At 68.0% G+C, this 19,263-nt stretch carries 16 protein-coding genes; 6 read left to right on the top strand and 10 right to left on the bottom strand.

Annotated features, from left to right (window positions below):
• The first annotated feature begins 13 nt into the window (after positions 1-13).
• Positions 14-634 (top strand): helix-turn-helix domain-containing protein, encoded by a 621-nt coding sequence (locus AXA74_RS04180; protein WP_032961208.1) that lies wholly within the window; start codon positions 14-16, stop codon positions 632-634.
• 9 nt (positions 635-643) lie between these two features.
• Here AXA74_RS04180 and AXA74_RS04175 read toward each other — a convergent pair whose 3' ends face one another.
• From AXA74_RS04175 to AXA74_RS04165, 3 genes are read right to left on the bottom strand one after another with little or no spacing between them, the layout of a single operon-like run.
• Positions 644-2,125, bottom strand: a complete 1,482-nt coding sequence (locus tag AXA74_RS04175) for an aldehyde dehydrogenase family protein (protein WP_032971125.1) — start codon at positions 2,123-2,125, stop codon at positions 644-646.
• Positions 2,122-4,128 (bottom strand): hydantoinase B/oxoprolinase family protein, encoded by a 2,007-nt coding sequence (locus AXA74_RS04170; RefSeq protein ID WP_032961214.1) that lies wholly within the window; start codon positions 4,126-4,128, stop codon positions 2,122-2,124. The genes AXA74_RS04175 and AXA74_RS04170 overlap by 4 nt, the downstream gene beginning before the upstream one ends.
• Positions 4,129-4,146: 18 nt before the next feature.
• Complete coding sequence (locus AXA74_RS04165; RefSeq protein ID WP_032961216.1) at positions 4,147-6,192, bottom strand: hydantoinase/oxoprolinase family protein; 2,046 nt, start codon at positions 6,190-6,192, stop codon at positions 4,147-4,149.
• 186 nt (positions 6,193-6,378) lie between these two features.
• On the opposite strand from AXA74_RS04165, the gene AXA74_RS04160 reads away from it, so the two are divergent.
• Genes AXA74_RS04160 through AXA74_RS04150 form a run of 3 tightly spaced genes read left to right on the top strand, consistent with a single transcriptional unit; the run spans position 6,379 to position 9,151 of the window.
• Positions 6,379-6,672 (top strand): (2Fe-2S)-binding protein, encoded by a 294-nt coding sequence (locus tag AXA74_RS04160; RefSeq protein WP_032961219.1) that lies wholly within the window; start codon positions 6,379-6,381, stop codon positions 6,670-6,672.
• A complete protein-coding gene (locus AXA74_RS04155) occupies positions 6,669-8,033 on the top strand; it encodes an FAD/NAD(P)-dependent oxidoreductase (RefSeq protein WP_032977846.1) in 1,365 nt (454 codons plus the stop codon). The genes AXA74_RS04160 and AXA74_RS04155 overlap by 4 nt, the downstream gene beginning before the upstream one ends.
• The gene (locus tag AXA74_RS04150; RefSeq protein WP_032961224.1) at positions 8,030-9,151 is read left to right on the top strand and encodes an NAD(P)/FAD-dependent oxidoreductase; all 1,122 of its coding nucleotides are present in this window, start codon (positions 8,030-8,032) and stop codon (positions 9,149-9,151) included. The genes AXA74_RS04155 and AXA74_RS04150 overlap by 4 nt, the downstream gene beginning before the upstream one ends.
• Here AXA74_RS04150 and AXA74_RS04145 read toward each other — a convergent pair.
• The 7 genes from AXA74_RS04145 to AXA74_RS04115 all read right to left on the bottom strand — a co-directional run bounded on the left by AXA74_RS04145 (position 9,144) and on the right by AXA74_RS04115 (position 16,696).
• Positions 9,144-10,523 carry a M20 family metallopeptidase gene (locus AXA74_RS04145; RefSeq protein WP_032977843.1) on the bottom strand — a complete coding sequence of 460 codons (1,380 nt, stop codon included), beginning with the start codon at positions 10,521-10,523 and terminating at the stop codon, positions 9,144-9,146. The genes AXA74_RS04150 and AXA74_RS04145 overlap by 8 nt on opposite strands.
• A complete protein-coding gene (locus tag AXA74_RS04140) occupies positions 10,520-11,482 on the bottom strand; it encodes an ABC transporter ATP-binding protein (protein WP_032954823.1) in 963 nt (320 codons plus the stop codon). Before AXA74_RS04140 ends, AXA74_RS04145 begins: the two co-directional genes overlap by 4 nt.
• Positions 11,479-12,462, bottom strand: coding sequence for an ABC transporter ATP-binding protein (locus tag AXA74_RS04135; RefSeq protein ID WP_029578466.1), 984 nt, complete (start codon positions 12,460-12,462; stop codon positions 11,479-11,481). Before AXA74_RS04135 ends, AXA74_RS04140 begins: the two co-directional genes overlap by 4 nt.
• Before the next feature lies 1 nt (position 12,463).
• Positions 12,464-13,360: an ABC transporter permease gene (locus AXA74_RS04130; protein WP_029578467.1), complete on the bottom strand. Its 897-nt coding sequence runs from the start codon at positions 13,358-13,360 to the stop codon at positions 12,464-12,466.
• Positions 13,361-13,369: 9 nt separating this feature from the next.
• Positions 13,370-14,287 (bottom strand): ABC transporter permease, encoded by a 918-nt coding sequence (locus tag AXA74_RS04125; protein ID WP_029578468.1) that lies wholly within the window; start codon positions 14,285-14,287, stop codon positions 13,370-13,372.
• Between the two features lie 24 nt (positions 14,288-14,311).
• Complete coding sequence (locus AXA74_RS04120; protein WP_048940468.1) at positions 14,312-15,853, bottom strand: ABC transporter substrate-binding protein; 1,542 nt, start codon at positions 15,851-15,853, stop codon at positions 14,312-14,314.
• Positions 15,854-15,991: 138 nt separating this feature from the next.
• Positions 15,992-16,696, bottom strand: coding sequence for a GntR family transcriptional regulator (locus tag AXA74_RS04115; RefSeq protein WP_048940596.1), 705 nt, complete (start codon positions 16,694-16,696; stop codon positions 15,992-15,994).
• A gap of 219 nt (positions 16,697-16,915) precedes the next feature.
• On the opposite strand from AXA74_RS04115, the gene AXA74_RS04110 reads away from it, so the two are divergent.
• Both AXA74_RS04110 and AXA74_RS04105 read left to right on the top strand, forming a co-directional pair.
• Complete coding sequence (locus AXA74_RS04110; protein WP_032954825.1) at positions 16,916-18,088, top strand: pyridoxal-phosphate-dependent aminotransferase family protein; 1,173 nt, start codon at positions 16,916-16,918, stop codon at positions 18,086-18,088.
• Positions 18,089-18,108: 20 nt separating this feature from the next.
• Entirely contained in the window at positions 18,109-19,158 is a 1,050-nt protein-coding gene (locus AXA74_RS04105; protein ID WP_032954826.1) for a serine hydrolase domain-containing protein, read from the top strand.
• Positions 19,159-19,263 lie beyond the last annotated feature (105 nt).

Raw genomic sequence — 19,263 nt, 5'->3', positions numbered from 1 at the left:
CTACCAGAAACCTATGGCACGAAAAAACACTCAAGAGACTCCTCCCGAGCCGGCCGGCACTGTCGGCAGCCGCCTGCGCCGCCTGCGGCGCGACCTGAATCTTTCCTTGAAGACCCTGGCCGAGCTGGCCGATGTGTCGGTGGGGATGATCAGCCAGATCGAGCGCGACCAGGCCAATCCTTCCATCCGCGTGCTCGAGAAGCTGCGCACGGCCCTGCACGTGCCGCTGTCCGCGCTGCTCGAGGGCGAGGGTACGACCGGCCCCGCGCCGGTGCCGCCCCAGGTGCCGGATTTCGTGCGGCGCGCGGACCAGCGTCCACGCTTTCGCGTCGGCCCCAATGGCCTTCTGAAGGAATTGCTCTCGCCGCCAGGCGACCATGACCTGCAATTCATGGTCATCCTGATTCCGCCGCACTCGCGTTCCGAAGAGGTCCTGCTCGGGCGCGGGGAGAAGGCTGGCATGGTGCTGGAAGGCACTATCTCCCTGGTGCTGGCCAACCGCGAAGCCATTCTCAACGTGGGCGATAGCTTTCAGTTCTCCAGCGCCATTCCGCACGGGGTATCCAATCCCACGGACACCCCAGCGCGTCTGCTGTGGATCATGAATACCGAGCGTCCCGTGATCCACCTCTGAGGCCGCCCGTCAGGCCGCATCGAAATCCACCAGCACGCTCTTGTAGCGCAGGCTGGCTTCCATGGCCTGGCGGCCCAGGTCCTTGCCTATGCCCGAGCCCTTGAAGCCGCCCGTGGGCATGATCATGTCGCCGCTGCGGCCATAGCGGTTGATCCAGACCGTGCCGGCTTCCAGGCGGCGGGCGGCGCGCAATGCCTGGCCGATGTCGCGCGTATGCACGCCGGCGGCCAGGCCGTAGACCGGATGGTCGGCCAGCGCCAGCCCTTCAGCCTCCGTCTCGAAGGTCTGCACCGTCAGCACGGGTCCGAAGACCTCTTCGCGTAGGACATCCATGCCGGGCCGCACGCCGTCGAGCACCGTGGGGCGGTAGAAGGCCGGATGATCCGCGAATCGGGCACCGCCGGTCAGCAGGCGCGCGCCCTGGGCCTGGGCGTCGTGCACGATGCGCGCGATGCGGTCGGCCTGGGCGCTGCTGATGATGGGGCTGTAGGCCGTCGCGGCCACCCAGGTGGGACCCGGCGCGATGCTTTGCAGCTCGGCCAGCACGGCCTCGACCAGGTCCCGGGCCAGCCGGCGGTGCACGATGAGGCGGGTGCCGGCCACGCAGGCCTGACCGCCGTTGGCCGTGAAACCGCGCGCCACACAGCGCGCGACGTGGGCCAGGTCGGGGACATCTTCGAAAACCAGCTGGGGGCTTTTGCCTCCCAGCTCCAGTGTCATGGGGCGCGCGCCGTGCCGGCCGGCCTCGCTCATGATGGCGCCGCCGGTCCGGGTCGAGCCGGTGAACGAAATCTTGCCCACCAGGGGATGGCGCGTCAGAGCGCCGCCAGCCTGCGGGCCGCGGCCGTTGATGACATTGAACACGCCCTCGGGCAGGCCGGCTTCCACCGCCAATTCGGCCAGGCGCAAGGTGGAGTAGGGCGTCAACTCGGAGGGCTTGAGCACCACGGCGTTGCCTGCGGCCAGCGCGGGCCCGCATTTCCAGGAGGCCATGGACAATGGGAAGTTCCAGGGGGCGATGGCCGCGACCACGCCATAGGGCTCGGGCACGATCATGCCCAGGCTGTCCTGCCGGGTGGCGGCGACGTCGCCGCCGACCTTGTCGGCCAGCTCGGCGAAGAAGCGGATGGCTTCGGCGGTAAACGGGACATCACCGTGCACGGCTTCGCTGACGGGGCGGGTCGAGGCCGCGGCCTCCAACTGCCCGAGTTCGACCGCGTGCCGGTCGATGAGGTCGGCCCACCGGTTGAGCACACGCGCGCGCTCGCGTGGCGCGCTGTGGCCCCAGCCGCTGGCCGTCCAGGCCCGCCGGGCGTCCTGCACGGCGAAATCCACCGTGCTCTCGTCGGCCAGGGCGATGCGGCCCAGCGGCTGCCCGTCGCAGGGTCGCAGCACCTCCAGCGTTTCGGCCGCGCCGACATGGCGTCCGCCGATGTAATGCCCTTCGGCTCGCGCCAGGTCCGCGGGTTGGAAATCCAACGTCGTGCTCATTGCGGCTCCGCGGCGTGGCGGTTCAGGGACAGGGTGGCGTACTTGTCGGCCAGCGCGGTGAAGATATGCTGCATCTGCCTGGGGTCGTCCGCATATTCTCCGGCCTGCACGGCGTCGAAGACCTTGCGTTTGAGGTAGTGGCGCCAGGCGATGGGCGCGCTGGCCAGAAAGCGGGTGAGCATGTCGTAGCGCTCGCGGGTCCAGAGCGATTCGAAGGCCTGCCGCGCCGTGCCGTGATCGAAGTGGGCGTCGCCGGCGGGCGTCTGGCGCGCCAATTGTGAGCGCAGGGCCGCGGTGGCCGTTTCATCGACGTCGCCGCGCTCATCGAGCACGACGCCGTAGGATTCGCGGGCCTGACCGATGGATACCAGGCCGCTGGCGACATCCTCCCGCACGCGGCGCGTATCGCGCTGCAAAGGATCGCCATAACCGCCGGCTCCCGGTCCGATGACGCGGATGACATCGCCCGGATCGCAGGCCACGACATCGATATTGCCCAGCTCCAGCGCCTCGGGCGTGCCGGGGTTCTTGGTGAAGGTGGACAGGATGCCGCTGCGGCCGCCCCGCACGCCCCAGGAGGCGAAACGCGAACGGTTGCGGTTGCGCGCGGTGACCACGGTATTGGGCGAGGAGACGCGGAATTCCATGACGGTGGACATGCCGCCGCGGAACTTGCCCGGGCCTCCCGAGTCCGGCCACAGCCCGTAACGCAGGAAATGGATGGGCACTTCGGCCTCGGTGATCTCGATGGGCGTGTTCTTCAGGAAGGCCGAGGCACCTCCGCAGCCTTCGGGGCCGTCGGAGATCGGCGTGGCGCCGCCGCCGCCGCCCACCGGGCCGATGGAAGCCATGACGCTGCGGTCTTCGCGATCCTGAGTTTTGACGTTCATGATGGCATTGCCGCCTGGCGCGGTGACCGGCATGCGCTCGGGCAGCGCCAGCGAAAATGCGCCGAAGGTCACGACCTGGGTGATCATGCAGGTGAGCGAGCGCATGCCCACCGCGGCCGGCGCTTCGCAATTGACCACCGAGCCCTTGGGCAGGATGGCGCGCGCCACGCGCAGCGTGCCGGCATTGAGCCACAGCCTGGGGTCCAGCGTGACCAGCACATAGGTCAGGCCCACCAGGGTGAGCGGGTGGCGCTCGCGTCCGCCGGTCGGGATGTTGAGCGAGGAGGCCAGCTGCGGATCGCTGCCGCTGTAGTCCAGCTCGACCTCTTCGCCACGCACTCGCAGCGTCAGCGCCACGCGGCAGGGATGGCCGCCGTCGCCGTCTTCGTCGGCATAGTCGGCAAAGAAGTAGTCGCCATCGGGGATATCGCGGATGATGTTGCGCGCCTGGTTCTCGGCGTAGTCGAGGATGGCCAAGGCCCCCTCCTTGAACCCGTCGAAGCCGAAACGATCGATGATCTCCTTGATCTTGCGCTCACCGATGTTCACCGAAGCCAGCTGGGCCTTGAAGTCGCCCCAGTTCTGGTCTGGCGCGCGCACGTTCAGGCGCATGATGGCGGCGACCTCCTCATTGAGCACGCCGGCCCGGACGATCTTCAGCGGCGGCACGCGCAAGCCTTCTTGCACAATCTCCGTGAGCGTGCGCGACAGCGAGGCCGGCACCGCGCCGCCGACGTCGGTGTTATGGATATGGCCGACCACGAAGCAGGCCAGCTTGCCTTCGTGGAAGACCGGCTTCCAGATGTGCAGGTCGGGCGAGTGCGTGGCGACGTTGCCGCTATAGGAGTCGTTGGTGATGCAGATATCGCCTTCTTCGTAGTCATCGATCATGCGCAGCACCGGACCGTAGTCGATGCCGCTGTACCAGGGCGCTCCGTAGCTGCGCGGGTTGGCGAAGCACAGGCCGGTGTCGGTCACGATGGCGCAGGAGAAATCTTCCGTCTCCTTGACGAAAGTCGAGTGCGCGGTGCGCATCAGGGTGTAGGCCATGGCGTCGGCGGCGGCCGAGCAGTAGTTCGCCAGGACCTGCAGATTGCGGCGGTCGATAGCCATTGCGGTTTCCTCTGGGCTTCAGGCGGGATGGACGGAGATCACCAGGTTGCCGTAGGCGTCGACCTGCACGCCCATGTCCGGCAGCACGCAGGTGGTGCAATCGGCCTGGGCAATGATGGCCGGCCCCTCGAAGGCGTGGCCGGCGCGCAGGTCTTCGCGGTGATAGACAGGCACTTCGCGCCAGGTGCCGTCGACATGCACGCGGGTGCGGCCGCGAGGCTCGGCCGGCGCCCGCGCGGCGGCCAGGGGCAGCAGCCGCGGCTTGGGCGTGGCGCCGGCGATCACCAGCCGCAGATTGATGATCTGCACTTCAGTGTCGCTGTCGCTGTGTCCGAAGAGGCGCCGGTGCTGTTCGTGGAAGGCCTGGGCCAGGCGTTCGGCCTGGCCTTCGAGCAGCCATTCCGGTTCGATGGGCGTGTCGATCTCATACGACTGACCCCGGTAACGCATGTCGGCCGAGCAGCTCAGGCGGCTTTCGCCGCGAAAACCCTGGTCGTCGTACAGCCAGGCGCGGGCCCGCGCCTGCAGCTCCTGCAGCGCCTGGCGCAACAGCGGCAGGGTTTCATCGCTCAGCGGGCGATAGATGGTGCGGATGAAGTCGTTCTTCAGGTCGGCGATCAGGCCTCCCAGCGCGCTCAAGACGCCCGGTGTCGGCGGCACGGCCACGCCCTTGACGTTGATTTCGCGTGCCAGGTAGCAGGCCATCATGGGCCCGGCGCCGCCGAAGGCGAGGAAATGGAATTCGCGCGGGTCGATCCCGAACCGCGAGACCAGTCCACTGGTGTCGGCGAACATGCCGGAGACCGCAATGCGGATGATGTCCTCGGCGGTCTCCTCGACGGTGGTGCCGAAGTGCCCGGCCAGGGGGGCGATGGCCTGGCGGGCGCGCTCGGCATCGACCTGCACGGCGTTGTAGCCCAGGTCGGTATGGCCGATCCAGCCGCAGACGGCAAAGGCGTCGGTAACGGCCGGGCGCGTGCCGCCTTTGCCGAAACAGGCCGGCCCGGGGCGCGAACCCGCGCTTTCGGGGCCGACCTTGAGGATGCCCAGCTCGTCCACCCAGGCGATGGAGCCGCCGCCCTGGCCGATGGAGGTGACGGAGATCGAGGGGATATGGATCTGGAACTCGCCGATCAGCTCGCCGCTGCCGTACTCGGCCTGGCCATCGACGATCACCGCCACGTCGGCGCTGGTGCCGCCGATGTCCAGGCTCAGGATTTTGCCCAGGCCGGTGGCCTGGGCCAGGAAGCCCGCGCCGATCACGCCCGAAGCCGTGCCCGACAAAATCATCTGCACGCATTCCGACTTGGCCTGCTCCACGCCCATCACGCCGCCATTGGACTTGGTGATATGCGGCGCGGCCGGCACACCCAGCCCGGACAGCGCCTGCTCGAAGGCCGTCAGATAGTGCGCGACCTTGGGCTGCACATAGCCGCTGATGCAGGCCGTGACCGTGCGTTCATATTCGCGGATGATGGGCCAGATTTCGCTGGCCGCGCAGACCGGCATCTCGGGGGCCCATTCCTGCAGCAGGGCGCGCGCGGCGGCCTCATTGGCCGGATTGCGGTAGGCATGCAAGAACGCCAGCACGATGCCCTCGCAGCGGGCCTCGCGCGCACCCCGCAGCGCCTGGCGCAGGCTGGCCTCATCGATGGCCTGCAGGACGGCGCCGCTGGCGTCGATGCGCTCGTCGACCGGAAAGACGCGGTCGCGCGAGACCAGCGGCGCGGGCCGACGGGCATAGAGGTTGTGGAAATTGGGCATCTTCAGGCGGGCCAGTTCCAGCACGTCCTCGAAGTTGCGCGTGGTGAACAGCGCCAGGCGGGCGCCGCTGCGTTGAATGACGGTGTTCACGCCCACCGTGGTGCCATGCGTGAAATATTCCACCTCAGCCGGCGCGATGCCATCGCGTTCGCCCAGTATGCCCAGGCCCTGGATGACCTCCGCGCCGGGCTGGTCCGGACGCGATAGCACCTTCAGGGTCCGGATGGTGTTGTCCGCCGCATCCAGGACCGCAAAGTCCGTGAACGAGCCCCCGATGTCCACTCCCACTCGATAAGCCATGATCGTGATGGTCCTGATTGAAAAGTCGCCGGGAAAGTATTCATCATATTGAAATTACGGTCAACGAAATCCCAATTTCCCCGTATTAGGGTGTTCCCTAGATGAAATTTGGCCGTGATACAACCAATATATTGAAAATTCTTTGGCGGGTCTGAAACCCCGTCTCCTCATGCCGAGGTCCGATTCATGATTGCGAGATTCCGCCGGCTGGCCGAGACCGACCGAGCCCCAGTGAACTTTTCCGTCGATGGCCGGCCGGCCCAGGCCCTGACTGGCGACACCTTGCTGGTGGCCCTGCTGACCCAGGGCGCAATGCTGCGCCGCGCCGAATTCGGTGGCGAAGACCGCGCGGGCTTCTGTCTCATGGGCGCTTGTCAGGATTGCAGCGTCTGGACGGCGCAGGGCGAGCGCGTGCGCGCCTGCAGCACGCCCGTGACCGAGGGGCTGGCGGTCTACACCGCCATGCCGGCGCTGCTATGAAGACCGTGGCCGTGGTGGGCGCCGGTCCGGCCGGCGTGCGTTGCGCCCAGGCGCTGGTGCGGGCGGGGCTGCGCCCGGTGGTGATCGACGAAGGCCTGCGCGACGGCGGGCAGATCTATCGGCGCCAACCCGAGGGCTTCAAGCGGGGTTACGCCGCCCTTTATGGCACCGAGGCCTCGCGGGCCCAGGCCCTGCACCAGACCTTCGATGCCTTGCGCGGCGCGATTCAGTACGAATCCGAGACGCTGGTGTGGAACGCCAGCCCGGGACGGCTGCATCTGCTGCACGCTGGACATAGCCGGGATCTGGCCTTCGATGCCGCTGTGATCTGCTCCGGGGCGACCGATCGCCTGATGCCGGTGACGGGTTGGCATCGCGCCGGCTGCTACAGCCTGGGCGGCGCGCAGATCGCGCTCAAGTCCCAGGCCTGCGCCATCGGCGAAAAGGTGGTCTTCATGGGCACGGGGCCTTTGCTCTACCTGGTGGCCGCGCAATACCGCAAGGCGGGCGCCCAAGTGGCGGCCGTGGTCGACACCTCGCGCCGCGCCGATCTCTGGCGCGGCCTGCCCGGCATGTTGGCGCGGCCCGATGTGCTGAAGAAAGGCCTGGCGTTGATGGGCGCTTTGCGCGGCGTGCCGGTCTACCAGGGCGCCCAGGTGCTCGAGGTGCTGGGCGAGGATGCGGGAGGCGTGAACGGCCTGCTCTTGCGTGAGGCATCGGGCGCTACGCGCGAACTGCGCTGCGACGCGGTGGCCATGGGCTATCACCTGCGCGCCGAAACCCAGCTGGCCGACCTGTTGCGCTGCCCCTTCCGTTTCGACGAGGCCAGCCGCCAGTGGCTGCCGCGGATCGACCCCTGGGGACGCGCGTCGGTGGCGGGCGTCTATCTGGCCGGCGATGGCGTCCGCTTGCAGGGCGCCGACGGCGCCGAGGCCTCGGGCGAGCTGGCCGCGCTGGCTGTGCTCAAGGACCTGGGGCGCGAGATCGACGAGGGGCGCGCACGGGCCTTGCTGCGCGTGCTGGCGCGCATGGAGCGCTTTCGTCAGGGTATCGCGCGGGCCTTCCCCTGGCCGCATGCGTCGGCGGCTTCGCTGCCCGATCGGGCCGTGGTCTGCCGCTGTGAGGGCATCAGCGCCGGCGAGCTGCGCCGCGTGGTCAGCGAGGAAGGCGCGCGCGAAGCCAATCGCGCCAAAGCCTTCAGCCGGGTGGGTATGGGCCGTTGCCAGGGCCGCTATTGCGGCCACGCCGGCGCCGAAATCGTCGCCGCCGCCGCGGCGGTCGATATCCGCGATGTCGGGCGCCTGCGTACCCAGGCGCCCGTCAAACCCCTGCCCGCCACGACCCGCCAGGCCCAACCATGAAGAACGAATCCGAAGTCCTTATCGTCGGCGGTGGCCTCATGGGCGCATCGGCGGCCTTTTTCTTGCGCCAGCGCGGCAAGTCAGTGACCTTGCTGGAGCGCGGCCTGGTGGGCCAGCAGGCCAGCGGCACGAACTTCGGCAATGTGCGCCGCCAGGGACGTTTCCTCGGGCAACTGCCCTTGGCCAACCGCTCGCGCGAGATCTGGGGCCGCCTGCCCGAGTTGATCGGCCATGACGTGGAGTTCCTGCCGTCGGGGCATATCCGAGTCTGCTACGGCCAGGAAGAGGCCGACCGGCTGGAGACCTATGCGCGCGATGCGCGGGCCTACGATCTGGAACTGGAGATGCTGCGCGGCGAGGCGATGCGGTCGCGCTTTCCGTATCTGGGCCCCGAGGTGGTCGCGGTATCGTACTCGGCGCGTGACGGCCATGCCAACCCCCGCCTGGCGGCGCCCGCTTTCGCGCGCGCCGCCGCGCGGGCCGGCGCCGAGGTGGTCGAGAACATCGAGGTGGCGCAAGTGGAACGCTCGGGCGGCGGCTTTCTTGCCACCAGCGTGGACGGCCGGCAGTACCGCGCGCCGGCGCTGCTGATTACCGCAGGCGCATGGGGCAATCAATTGTCGGCGCAATTCGGCGAGCCCGTGCCCATCGCGGTGCATGGGCCCCAGATGGCGGTGACCGAGCCCGTGCCGTATTGCCTGGAGCCGGTGGTGGGAGCGACCTCGAGTTCCATCGAGGAGGTGTTCTATTTTCGCCAGGTCAAGCGCGGCAACATCGTCATGGGAGGCTGCGCGCGCGGCCCGGCCTATCCCGATGCGCGCCGCGCCTATGTGCTGCCCGATAGCCCGCTCAAGCAGTTCGTGCAGCTCGAACGCATCATTCCGGCGCTCAGGCGGTTGAGCATCATCCGGGTCTGGAGCGGGATAGAAGGCTACATGCCGGACGATGTGCCCATCATGGGGCCCAGCGCCAAGGTGCCGGGCCTGTTCTATGCCTTCGGCTTCTGCGGACATGGCTTCCAGCTGGGACCGGGCGTGGGGTACACCATGGCCGAACTGATCGACCGCGGCCACAGCGGCGTGCCGATCGAGCCCTTCCATATCGGCCGCTTCAGTTAGCGGCCGCGCCCAGGTCCCAGTACAGGCCCGTCATGCCCAGCAGGCCTTCGCGCAGCAATTCGGGCGGCAGGTGTTCGTTGGGCGCATGCTGCGAGCAGCCGGGGTAGGAGTGCGGCACCCAGATGGTTTTCAGGCCCAGCACGTCGGTGAAGATGTCGTTGGGCAGGGAGCCGCCCAGGTTGGGCAGCACGGCGGTCTTCTTGCCGCTGGTGCGCGCCAGCGAGTCCACCGCGAAGCGCACCCAGTCGTCGTCCGGATCGATGCGCGTGGCCTTGAACATGGTCTCGCGCGTGGTGGCGATCTGCACCATCGGGAAGCCCTGGCGGTCCAGGTGGCGCCGCAGCGCGGGCAGGAGTTCATCGGCGTCCACGCCGACCACGAAGCGCAGCTGGCAGCGCGCCCAGGCGCGCGGCGGGATGGCGTTGACGGGCGTCTCGGGGTTGCCGGTCTTGTAGGCCAGCACCTCGAAGGAGCACCAGCCGAAGACCCGTTCGGCCGGGCTCAGGCCGGGCTCTCCCCACTCGGGTTCGATCTGCGGGCCGTCGGCGCCGCCGTCGACCTCGCAATCGGCCAGGGCGCGGCGCACCGAGTCCGGCAGGCTGGCCGGCACCCATTCGGGGATGCGGATCTGGCCGGTGGGCGAGACCAGGCTGGCGATGGCGTGGGCCAGCTGGATGCCGGGGTTGGAAATCAGGCCGCCCCAGTTGCCGGAATGATGGCCGCCGGCGCGCGCCTCGATGCTCAGGTCGAAATTCAGGCTGCCGCGCGCGCCGAGGAAGACGGTGGGCCGCGCCGGCGCCAGCCGCGGGCCGTCCGAGGCGATCAGCAGGTCGGCGGCCAGGCGCTCGCGATGGGCCTCGCAGAGTTCGCGCAGGCCGGGCGAGCCGGTCTCTTCGCCCATTTCGATGAGGTATTTGGCGTTGAAGCCGAGCTTGCCGCGCGTGGCCAGCACGCTGCGCATGGCTTCCATATTGACGCTGTGCTGGCCCTTGTTATCGGCGATGCCGCGGCCGTACCAGCGGCCGTCGCGCGGGGTGAGCGTCCAGGGCGACAGGCCCGCGTGCCATTCCGGCTCCAGGCCGCGTATCACATCGCCGTGGCCATAGCCCAGCACGGTGGGCCGGGCCGGGTCCTCGATGCGCTGGGCAAAGAGAAAGGGCGCGCGCGCCTTGGGATGGGTGAGCTGCCGGCATTCGAAGCCCATGGCCTGGAAGGCCGGCGTCATCTCGTCGTCCAGATAGCGCGCCAGCTCGCCGGCGCGTTCGGGGTTCTGGCTTTCGGTGGGGATGGCGATGCGGCGGGCCAGGAGCTGCTGGAATTCGCCGGAATCAAAACACTGTGCGGCGTGTTGCAAAGCCTGTTCGCGACTCATGAGTTCTGGGCTCCGGAATAAAGATGGCAGGCGACGCGCGCGCCCTCGTGGGCGCGCAGTTCGGGACGGCTGCGCGCGCACGAGGGCGTGGCGTGCTGGCAGCGGGGATGGAAGGGACAGCCGGCCGGCGGGTTGAGCGGGTCGGGAAAGGACAGGCCCAGGCCCATGTCGGGGATGCCCAGGCCGGGCTCGGGCGTGAGCACCGAGGCCAGCAGCGCCTGGGTATAAGGGTGGCGCGGACGGGCATAGAGTTCGGCCGTAGGCGCGGACTCGACCACCCGGCCGAGATACATCACCGCCACGTGGGTGGCGATATGTTCGACCACGGCCAGGTTATGGCTGATGAAGACATAGGTGAGGTTGAAATCGCGCCGCAGGGCCATCAGCAGGTTCATGATCTGCGCCTGGACGGAGACGTCCAGGGCCGAGGTCGGCTCGTCGCAGATGACCAGATCCGGCTTCATGACCAAGGCGCGCGCGATGGCCACGCGCTGGCGTTGTCCGCCCGACAGCTGGCCCGGCGTATTCTGCGCCAGGCGCGGCGGCAGGCCGACGCGCTCCAGCATTTCGATGGCCTTGTGCTGGCGCGGATTGTCGATGCCGTGCACCTCCAGCGGCAGCGAGACGATGGAGGCGATGCTGCGGCGCGGGTTGAGCGAGGAATAGGGATCCTGGAAAACCGGCTGCACGCGCCGCGCCATGGCGCGGCGGTCCAGGCCGCGGATGTCCTGGCCGTCCAGTTCGATGCTGCCGCCGCTGGGCGGGGTCAGCCCCAGCAGCAGGCGGGCCAGGGTGGACTTGCCGCAGCCCGATTCGCCCACGATGCCCAGCACCGAGCCGCGTTCGACCTGGAGATCCACGCCGTTGACGGCGTGCAGGGTGCGGCGCGCGCGGAACATGCCAGCGCTGATGTCAAAGCGCCGGCTCACCTGGCTGGCGCGGAGCAGGGGCAGGGTCATGCGGCCACCTCGAAGTCGGTATGGACGCAGCGCCAGGACTGGCCTGCGGGATTGGCGTGGACGGGGATGGCGCCGCGGCAGGCCGCGCCGGCATGGCGGCAACGGTCGGCGAAGGCGCAGCCGGCCAACTCACCCACCAGGGCCGGCACCACGCCCGGGATGGTGCCCAGCTGCGAGCCCGGCACGCTGCGGCCGGGCACGGGGATACAGCTCAACAAGCCCCGGGTGTAGGGGTGGCGTGGCGCGGCGAACAGATCGGCCGCGCGGCCTTGCTCGACGATCTGGCCGGCATACATCACGGCGACCTCATGGGCAATGCGCGCCACCACGCCGAGGTCATGGGTGATCAGCACCATGGCGATGCCCAATTCGGCCTGCAGGTCGGCCAGCAGCCGCAGGATCTGCGCCTGGATGGTGACATCCAGCGCGGTGCTGGGTTCATCGGCGATCAGCACTTCGGGGCCGCACATCAGCGCCATGGCGATCATGACGCGCTGGCGCAGGCCGCCGGAGAGCTGGTGGGGATATTGGGCCAGCCGCTCGCCGGCCGAGGCGATGCCCACCTTGTGCAGCAGCTCGGCGGCGCGCTCGCGGGCCTGGGCCGCGCTGGCCCGGCGGTGATACAGATAGTGCTCGGTCAGTTGCGAGCCTATGGTGTAGGCCGGGTTGAGCGCCGTCATGGGTTCCTGGAAGACCATGGCCATGCGCGCGCCGCGCAGGGCATTCACGCGCCGCCGGCCGGCCTGGCCGATGTCCTCATCCATGAGCGCCAGCCGCCGCACGCTGCGCCGGGCCGCGCGCGGCAGCAGGCCCATGATGGCCAGCGAGGTCATGGACTTGCCGCAACCCGATTCGCCCACCAGGCACAGGGTCTCGCCCGGCCTGACCCGGAAGGACACGTCGCGCACGGCGTGCAGGGCGCCGGCCGGAGTGTCGATGTCCACGCACAGGCCTTGCACGTCGAGGGCGTAGTCGGCCATGTCAGCTCCTTTCTTGCGGCGTGAGCAACTGATGCAGGCCGTCGCCGGCCAGGTTGATGGCGAAGATCAGCACGGCCAGCGCGCTGCCCGGGATGGCGATGAGCCAGAAGGAGAAGAACATATAGGCCTTGGCTTCGGAGATCATCAGCCCCCACGAAGGCAGGGGCGGCTGCACGCCCAGGCCCAGGAAGGACAGGGCGGCTTCGAGCAGGATGGCGCTGGCGGCTTCCAGCGTGGCGATCACGATCAGGTGGGGCACGACATTGGGCAGCACTTCGCCGCGGATGATGCGCCAGGTCGAGGCGCCGGCGGCCTGGGCGGCCGCGACGTATTCCAGCGAGCGCACCTGTTGGGTGGCGCTGCGCATGACCACGGCGAAGCGGTCCCATTTCAGCAGGCCCAGCACGAGGATGACCACCCATAGCGAGCCGCCCACCAGGGCGACGGTGGCCAGCGCCACCAGGATGACGGGCAGGGACAGGCGCGTGGTGATCAGGAAGGAGACCACCATGTCGACCTTGCCGCCGAAGTAGCCGGCGGCCATGCCCATGGCGGTGCCGATGAGGCCGGAGATCAAGGCCACGCTGGCGCCGATCAACAGCGAGATGCGCGCGCCGTAGATCAGGCGCGAGAGATAGTCGCGGCCCAGCTGATCGGTGCCCAGGGGATGCAGCCAGGTGCCTTTGTCGTACCAGACCGGCGGGGCGGTGCGATAGGCCAGGTCCTGGAAGTAGGGATCGTGGGGCGCCAGCCAGGGCGCGAACACGGCGACGAGCACGATGAGCAGCAAGAGGCCGCCGCCCACCGACAGCGCCTTGTTGCGGCCCAGGTGGCGCAGCCAGCCCTGGCTGCGCTTGGGCAGCGGGGCGGCAGGGGAGGGAATCGCGGGTGTCTGCATGCGTTTTCCTCAGGTCACGCGGATGCGCGGGTCGAGCCAGGCGTTGGCCAGGTCGGCCGCCAGGGTCAGCAGCACATAGAGCACCGACAGCAGGAGCACGATGAGCTGCATCACCGGGAAATCCTTGAAGGTGATGCTCTGGTAGGCCAGGTAGCCCAGACCATCGAGCGCGAAGATGGTCTCCACCACCACCGAGCCGCCCAGCAGATAACCCAGCTGCACGGCGGCCAGGGCCACCACCGGCACGATGGCATTGCGCAGCGCGTGCTTGAAGACCACCTTGCCGGCGGGCAGCCCCTTGGCGCGCGCGGTGCGGATGTAGTCGGCGCCCAGGACCTCGATCATGCCGGCGCGTATCAGCCGCATGAAGGCGGGCGCCACGTAATAGCCCAGGGCGATCGAAGGCATCACGAAATGCTGCCAGCTGCCGCTGCCCGAGACGGGCAGCACGCGCAGCGTGATCGAGAACAGCATGATGAGGATAAGGGCGAAGAAGAAGTTGGGCAGCGCCTGGCCCAGCACCGCCACGGCCAGGCATAGCCGGTCGACGAGGCTGCCCTTGTAGAGGGCGGCCAGCACGCCCAGCGGGATGGAGATCAGCAAGGCCACCGCCAGCGACCCCATGCCCAGCAGCAGCGTGGTCTTCAGCTTGGACCAGATCAGTGGTCCGACCTCGGTCTTGAAGTACACCGAAGTGCCGAAATCGCCCTGCAGGATGTGCCAGAGCCAGTCGGCATACTGCACCAGCATGGGCCGGTCCAGTCCGTAGGCGCGGCGCACCGCGTCGATGTCGGCCTGGCGCGCCCCTTCGCCGGCCAGGGCCAGCGCCGGGTCGCCCGACAGATGCAGCAGCAGAAACGCCAGCACCGATACGGTCAGGGCCACCAGCAAAGCCAGCCCCAGGCGTCTGAGCGCGAATCCCAACATGTTTTCCCCTTATGCCCTTGACGCCTACTTCCAGCTCATGTCCCAGAAGCGGGTGAGCTCATCCGGATAAGGCTTGAAGGCCAGATCCTTGTTGGCGACGTAATAGACCGGCAGCGTCCACAGCGGCACCGCATAGGCCTTGTCGGCGATGATGGACAAGGCTTCCTTGTAGGCCGCCGCGCGCGGCGCGGCCTCGATGGTGTGATCGCCCTTGTCCAGCAGCGCCTTGACCTTGGCGTCGCGCGTGATGTCGTCGTTGCCGAAGCCGAAGTACACCGGCGTGGAGGCCGAGACGTCGTTGACCAGGTTGGAGGCCCAGGTCTGGTGGGTGATGGAGGCCTTGCCCGCGCGTATCATGTCGCGCATGGCGGCGTATTGCAGGAAGTTGAGCTTGGCGCGTATTCCCACGGCTTGCAGGTAGTTGATGATGGCCTCGGTCTGGTTGCGCTCGCGATAGGCCAGGATGTCGATGTCAAAGCCATTGGGATAGCCCGCCTCGGCCAGCAGTTTCTTGGCCTGGGCCGGGTCGTATTTGTAGGTGGGCACGTCCTGGGTGCAGCCGACCTGCGACGGGGTGCAGATGGCGTTCAGGATGGCGCCGCCATCGCCCACGATGTTCTTGAGGATGGCCTGGCGGTCGATGGCATGCACGATGGCGCGGCGCACGCGCTCGTCCTTGAGCTGCGGCGCGGGCGAATTCTCCAGGATGTTCATCTGCATGAAGACGATGCGCATGGTTTCGCCGTTGACCACTTGCAGCGTGGGCACCGCGCGCAGCTGGTCGGCCTGGTCCTTGGGCACGCTCATGATGAGGTCTTCGCCGCCGGAGATGACTTCAGCCATCTGCGTCTGGCGGTCGGGGATGAAGCGGATGACCACCTTGCCTATCTTGGGCTGGGCCTTGGGCGAGTCCTTGAAGTAATCGGTATTGCGCTCCAGCGTGATGGACTTGCCGGGCTGGTAGTCCGCCACCTTGTAGGGGCCCGAGCCCACCGGCTTGGCGTTCATGCCCTTGGGGCCGACTTCCTGGTAGTACTTGGCCGGATGGATGGCAACCGTGGTGGACAGATATTCCTTGGCGCCGGGGAAGGGTTCCTTGGTAGTCAGGCGCACATGGTATTTGTCGATCTTCTCGACCTTGTCGATCCAGGCCACGTTCTGCTGCGTGACGGCCTTGTTCTTGGGGTCGGCCACGAAGTTCAGCGTATAGACGACCGAGTCGGCGTCGAACTCCTCGCCATTATGGAATTTCACGCCCTGGCGCAGCTCGAACTCCATGGTCTTGTCGTCGACCTGCTTCCAGCTCTTGGCCAGCTGGCCCTTGTACTCGTTGGTCATGGGGTCGCGGTAGAGCAGCGTGTCCCAGACATTGGCCGCGATGATCACGCCGATGCGCACATTGTTGTAGTACGGGTCCACGCTCTCGGGCGCCTGGTCATACGCCATGCGCAGGGTGTCGTCCTTCTTGGCCGCGTGGGCATTGAACGCCAGGCCCAGCGCGAGCGCGCAGGCGCCCAGGCGCAGGCCGGACCGCCCGGCGGAGAGTAAGGCAAGCGAAAAAGCCATGATCGGATTCCCCATGTGCCGGCCATTGCATGGCCGTGGTGGTTGGACAAGATGCTGCCGGGTGCTGCGCACTGCTTACTATCTGTCTTCTCCGTGGCTGGCCTCTTGGCGTGCCAGTCCCGTATGGCCTGGGCGGGGCTAGGCCGGCGGCGGCCACATGGCGCGCAGCACCGCATCGCATTTGCGCTGCAGATGCTGGCGCATGATGGCGGCCAGGCGGTCGGCATCGCGCGCGGCCAGGGCCTCGGCCATGGCGACGTGCTCGGCCATGGCCTGGTCCCATTTGGCGCGGTCTTCGTTCGAGGCAAAGCGCAGGTGCTGGATGCGCGCGTTCTGCGCCTCGTACACCTGGTTGAGCAGGCGGTTGTGCGCCGCATGGCTCATTTTTTCGTGGATGGCGTGGTTCAGGCGGTAGTAGCTGGGCAGGTCGCGCCGCGCGTGGCTGGCCATCATTTCGTAGGTGAGGGCCTGGATCTCGGCGATCTCGGCCTGGCTGGCGCGCTCGCAGGCGAGCCGGCTGGCCATGGCCTCCAGGCCGCCTATCACTTCGAACGCTTCGCGGATGTCCTGCTCGGACAGCGCCACCACCTGGGCGCCGCGGTTGGGCTGCAGGTGTACCAATCCCTCGGCGGCCAGCAGGCGCAGCGCTTCGCGCAAGGGGGTACGCGAGACGCCCATCAGCTCGCAGAGGTAGCGCTCGCTCAGCCGGGCGCCGGGGGCGAGCAGGCCCTGGATGATGCGTTCGCGCAAGGACGCGGCCACCGTCGCGGGCAGCGTGCCGCCGCCGCGCTCGGGGCCGGCCAGAAGCTCGCCGCTGTCTTCCGTGTAGGCTTCACTGCTCATTGGTATACCAAAATCCGGCTGTGAATAGCGGCCACTATAGACCCGCCGGGCGGGATTGCTGCATGCGTGGATACCCTAGATCACGCCGTAAAAAACATGGCGTAGAGTGTGCGCGAAGGTTTTTCGGCAGGAGGTCCGCCGCCTTGCGCGGCCGGCCGCCTGTCGCCCTGCTGTCCATGTCGTGCTTTTTGGTATACCACTCTCTGACCGAGGCCACGCATGCTCGTCCTGAACCGCCATCCTTCCGGCCGCCACTTTCTGCAGATACCCGGGCCGAGCAATGTGCCCGACCGGGTCTTGCGCGCCATCGACCATCCCACCATCGATCACCGCGGCCCGGAGTTCGGCGAGCTGGGCCGGGCGGTCTTGGCCGGGATGCAGGACATCTTCCAGACATCGGGGCCGGTCATCATCTATCCGGCCTCGGGCACGGGCGCCTGGGAAGCCGCCCTGGTCAATACGCTGTCGCCGGGCGACCGGGTCCTCATGGCCGAGACCGGCCATTTCGCCACGCTGTGGCGCCGGCTTGCCGCACGCCTGGGGCTGGAGGTGCAGTTCCTGGAGGGCGATTGGCGCCATGGCGTGGATCCGGGCCGCATCGAAGCGGCCTTGCGCGCCGACCCCGGGATCGCCGCGGTCTGCGTGGTGCACAACGAGACCTCCACCGGCGTGACCAGCGACATCCCCGCCGTGCGCGCGGCCATCGACCGCGCCGGCCACGACGCGCTGCTGATGGTCGACACCATTTCTTCGCTGGGCGCCATCGATTACCGCCACGAAGAATGGCGCGTGGATGTCAGCGTGTCCGGCTCGCAGAAAGGCTTGATGCTGCCGCCCGGGCTTTCTTTCAACGCCGTCAGCCCGCGCGCGCTGGCGCGGGCCCAGGACGCCCGCCTGCCGCGCGCCTATTGGGACTGGCGCGATATGCTGGCGGTCAACGAGAAGGGCTATTTCCCGTATACCCCGGCCACCAATCTGCTCTACGGCCTGCACGAAGCCATCGCCATGCTCAAGGCCGAGGGCCTGCCGGCCGTGTTCGCGCGCCACCAGCGCCATGCCGAGGCCACGCGCGCCGCGGTGCGCGCCTGGGGCCTGGATATCCTGTGCCAGGAAGCCGGCGGCCACAGCCCCGTATTGACCACGGTGATGATGCCCGAGGGCCACAGCGCCGACCGCCTGCGCGCCGTGGTGCTGGAACGCTTCGATATGTCGCTGGGCCAGGGCCTGGGAAAGCTGTCCGACAAGGTTTTCCGCATCGGCCACCTGGGCCACTTCAATGACCTGACGCTGTGCGGCACCCTGGCCGGCGTGGAGATGGGGCTGTCGTTGCTGGGCGTGCCGCATCGCGCGGGCGGCATGGCCGCCGTCATGCAGCGCCTGGCCCGTATCTGAATTTTTCTCAAGGACATCACATGAATGCACTGATGCAGGAGGCGATTCAGTTCGCCCGCGACCACGAATCCACCTGGGACCGCAGCGTCAAGGGCAATTGGGGCGTGCACCAGCAAGACCCCGCGCCCTATAACCGCCTGTTGGGGCCGGTGCACGACCGGGGCCCCAATAGCGGGGTGGTGTGCGTGGACGGCAAGACCCTGGCCGAATGGGGCGAGCCGGGCCGCGCCGACCTGACCTTCAGCGTGGCCAAGCTGTATCTCGCCATCCTGGCGGGCGTGGCGCACGACCGGGGCCTGCTGCCCGATGTCGAAGAGCCCGTGCGCAAGCGCGTGCCGGGCATCGGTTTCGACGCCGGCCAGAACGCCGAGATCACCTGGCGCCAGCTGTTGCAGCAGACCAGCGAATGGGAGGGCGAGCGCTTTGGCGTGCCGGACCAGGTCGACCGCTATCGCGCCGTGACCTTCGGTGTGCCGCCCAATGGCAAGAAGGGCGATGCGCGGCCCTTGCAGCGCCCCGGCACCTATTGGGAATACAACGATGTGCGCATCAACCAGCTTTCCTATGCCTTGCTGCATCTGTTCCGCCAGCCCTTGCCCGAGGTCTTTCGCGAGGCGGTGATGCGCCCCATCGGCGCGAGCGAGGACTGGCAATGGGTGGGCTATGACAATGCCTGGGTGGAGATCGACGGCAAGCGCATGCCCTCGGTGCCGGGCGGCTCGCATTGGGGCGGCGGCATGTCCGTCAGCGCGCGCGACCAGGCCTTGATCGGGCAGATGCTGCTGGACGAGGGCCAGGCCCGGGGCCGCCAGGTGCTTTCGCGCGACTGGATACAGGCCATGCGCCAGCCGGTCGATATCGCGCCGTACTACGGCTATCTGATCTGGCTGAACCACCAGCGCAAGATGTTCCCCAGCTTGCCGGAATCCAGCTTCTTCGGCGTGGGCGCGGGCAGCTCCTTCACCTGGGTCGAGCCCGAGCGGCGCATGGTCGTGATCGTGCGCTGGCTCGATTCGGCCCATGCCAACGAACTGTTCGGCAAGATCCTCCAGGCCGTGGACGCGGGCTGAGCGCCGCGGGCGGCGGCGCATTGCCGGTGGCGGTGTCAGACACCGCCGGGCGCGTTTCCAGGCCGCGAGACCCTGTCACGAGGTGTCCCGCCATGTGGCCCGCCC

Origin of the sequence: Bordetella hinzii LMG 13501, assembly GCF_001548475.1 — a bacterium.
Lineage (GTDB): Bacteria > Pseudomonadota > Gammaproteobacteria > Burkholderiales > Burkholderiaceae_B > Bordetella > Bordetella hinzii.
The sequence above is the reverse complement of the archived record's forward strand: the minus strand, read 5'-3'. Positions and strand labels throughout refer to the sequence as shown.

Coding starts and splice junctions, on each gene's coding strand:
- AXA74_RS04145 (WP_032977843.1), bottom strand. CDS start 10,523: ATGAGTCGCGAACAGGCTTTGCAACACGCCGCACAGTGTTTTGATTCC.
- AXA74_RS04140 (WP_032954823.1), bottom strand. CDS start 11,482: ATGACCCTGCCCCTGCTCCGCGCCAGCCAGGTGAGCCGGCGCTTTGAC.
- AXA74_RS04170 (WP_032961214.1), bottom strand. CDS start 4,128: ATGGCTATCGACCGCCGCAATCTGCAGGTCCTGGCGAACTACTGCTCG.
- AXA74_RS04130 (WP_029578467.1), bottom strand. CDS start 13,360: ATGCAGACACCCGCGATTCCCTCCCCTGCCGCCCCGCTGCCCAAGCGC.
- AXA74_RS04135 (WP_029578466.1), bottom strand. CDS start 12,462: ATGGCCGACTACGCCCTCGACGTGCAAGGCCTGTGCGTGGACATCGAC.
- AXA74_RS04165 (WP_032961216.1), bottom strand. CDS start 6,192: ATGGCTTATCGAGTGGGAGTGGACATCGGGGGCTCGTTCACGGACTTT.
- AXA74_RS04110 (WP_032954825.1), top strand. CDS start 16,916: ATGCTCGTCCTGAACCGCCATCCTTCCGGCCGCCACTTTCTGCAGATA.
- AXA74_RS04180 (WP_032961208.1), top strand. CDS start 14: ATGGCACGAAAAAACACTCAAGAGACTCCTCCCGAGCCGGCCGGCACT.
- AXA74_RS04160 (WP_032961219.1), top strand. CDS start 6,379: ATGATTGCGAGATTCCGCCGGCTGGCCGAGACCGACCGAGCCCCAGTG.
- AXA74_RS04175 (WP_032971125.1), bottom strand. CDS start 2,125: ATGAGCACGACGTTGGATTTCCAACCCGCGGACCTGGCGCGAGCCGAA.
- AXA74_RS04120 (WP_048940468.1), bottom strand. CDS start 15,853: ATGGCTTTTTCGCTTGCCTTACTCTCCGCCGGGCGGTCCGGCCTGCGC.
- AXA74_RS04155 (WP_032977846.1), top strand. CDS start 6,669: ATGAAGACCGTGGCCGTGGTGGGCGCCGGTCCGGCCGGCGTGCGTTGC.
- AXA74_RS04150 (WP_032961224.1), top strand. CDS start 8,030: ATGAAGAACGAATCCGAAGTCCTTATCGTCGGCGGTGGCCTCATGGGC.
- AXA74_RS04105 (WP_032954826.1), top strand. CDS start 18,109: ATGAATGCACTGATGCAGGAGGCGATTCAGTTCGCCCGCGACCACGAA.
- AXA74_RS04125 (WP_029578468.1), bottom strand. CDS start 14,287: ATGTTGGGATTCGCGCTCAGACGCCTGGGGCTGGCTTTGCTGGTGGCC.
- AXA74_RS04115 (WP_048940596.1), bottom strand. CDS start 16,696: ATGAGCAGTGAAGCCTACACGGAAGACAGCGGCGAGCTTCTGGCCGGC.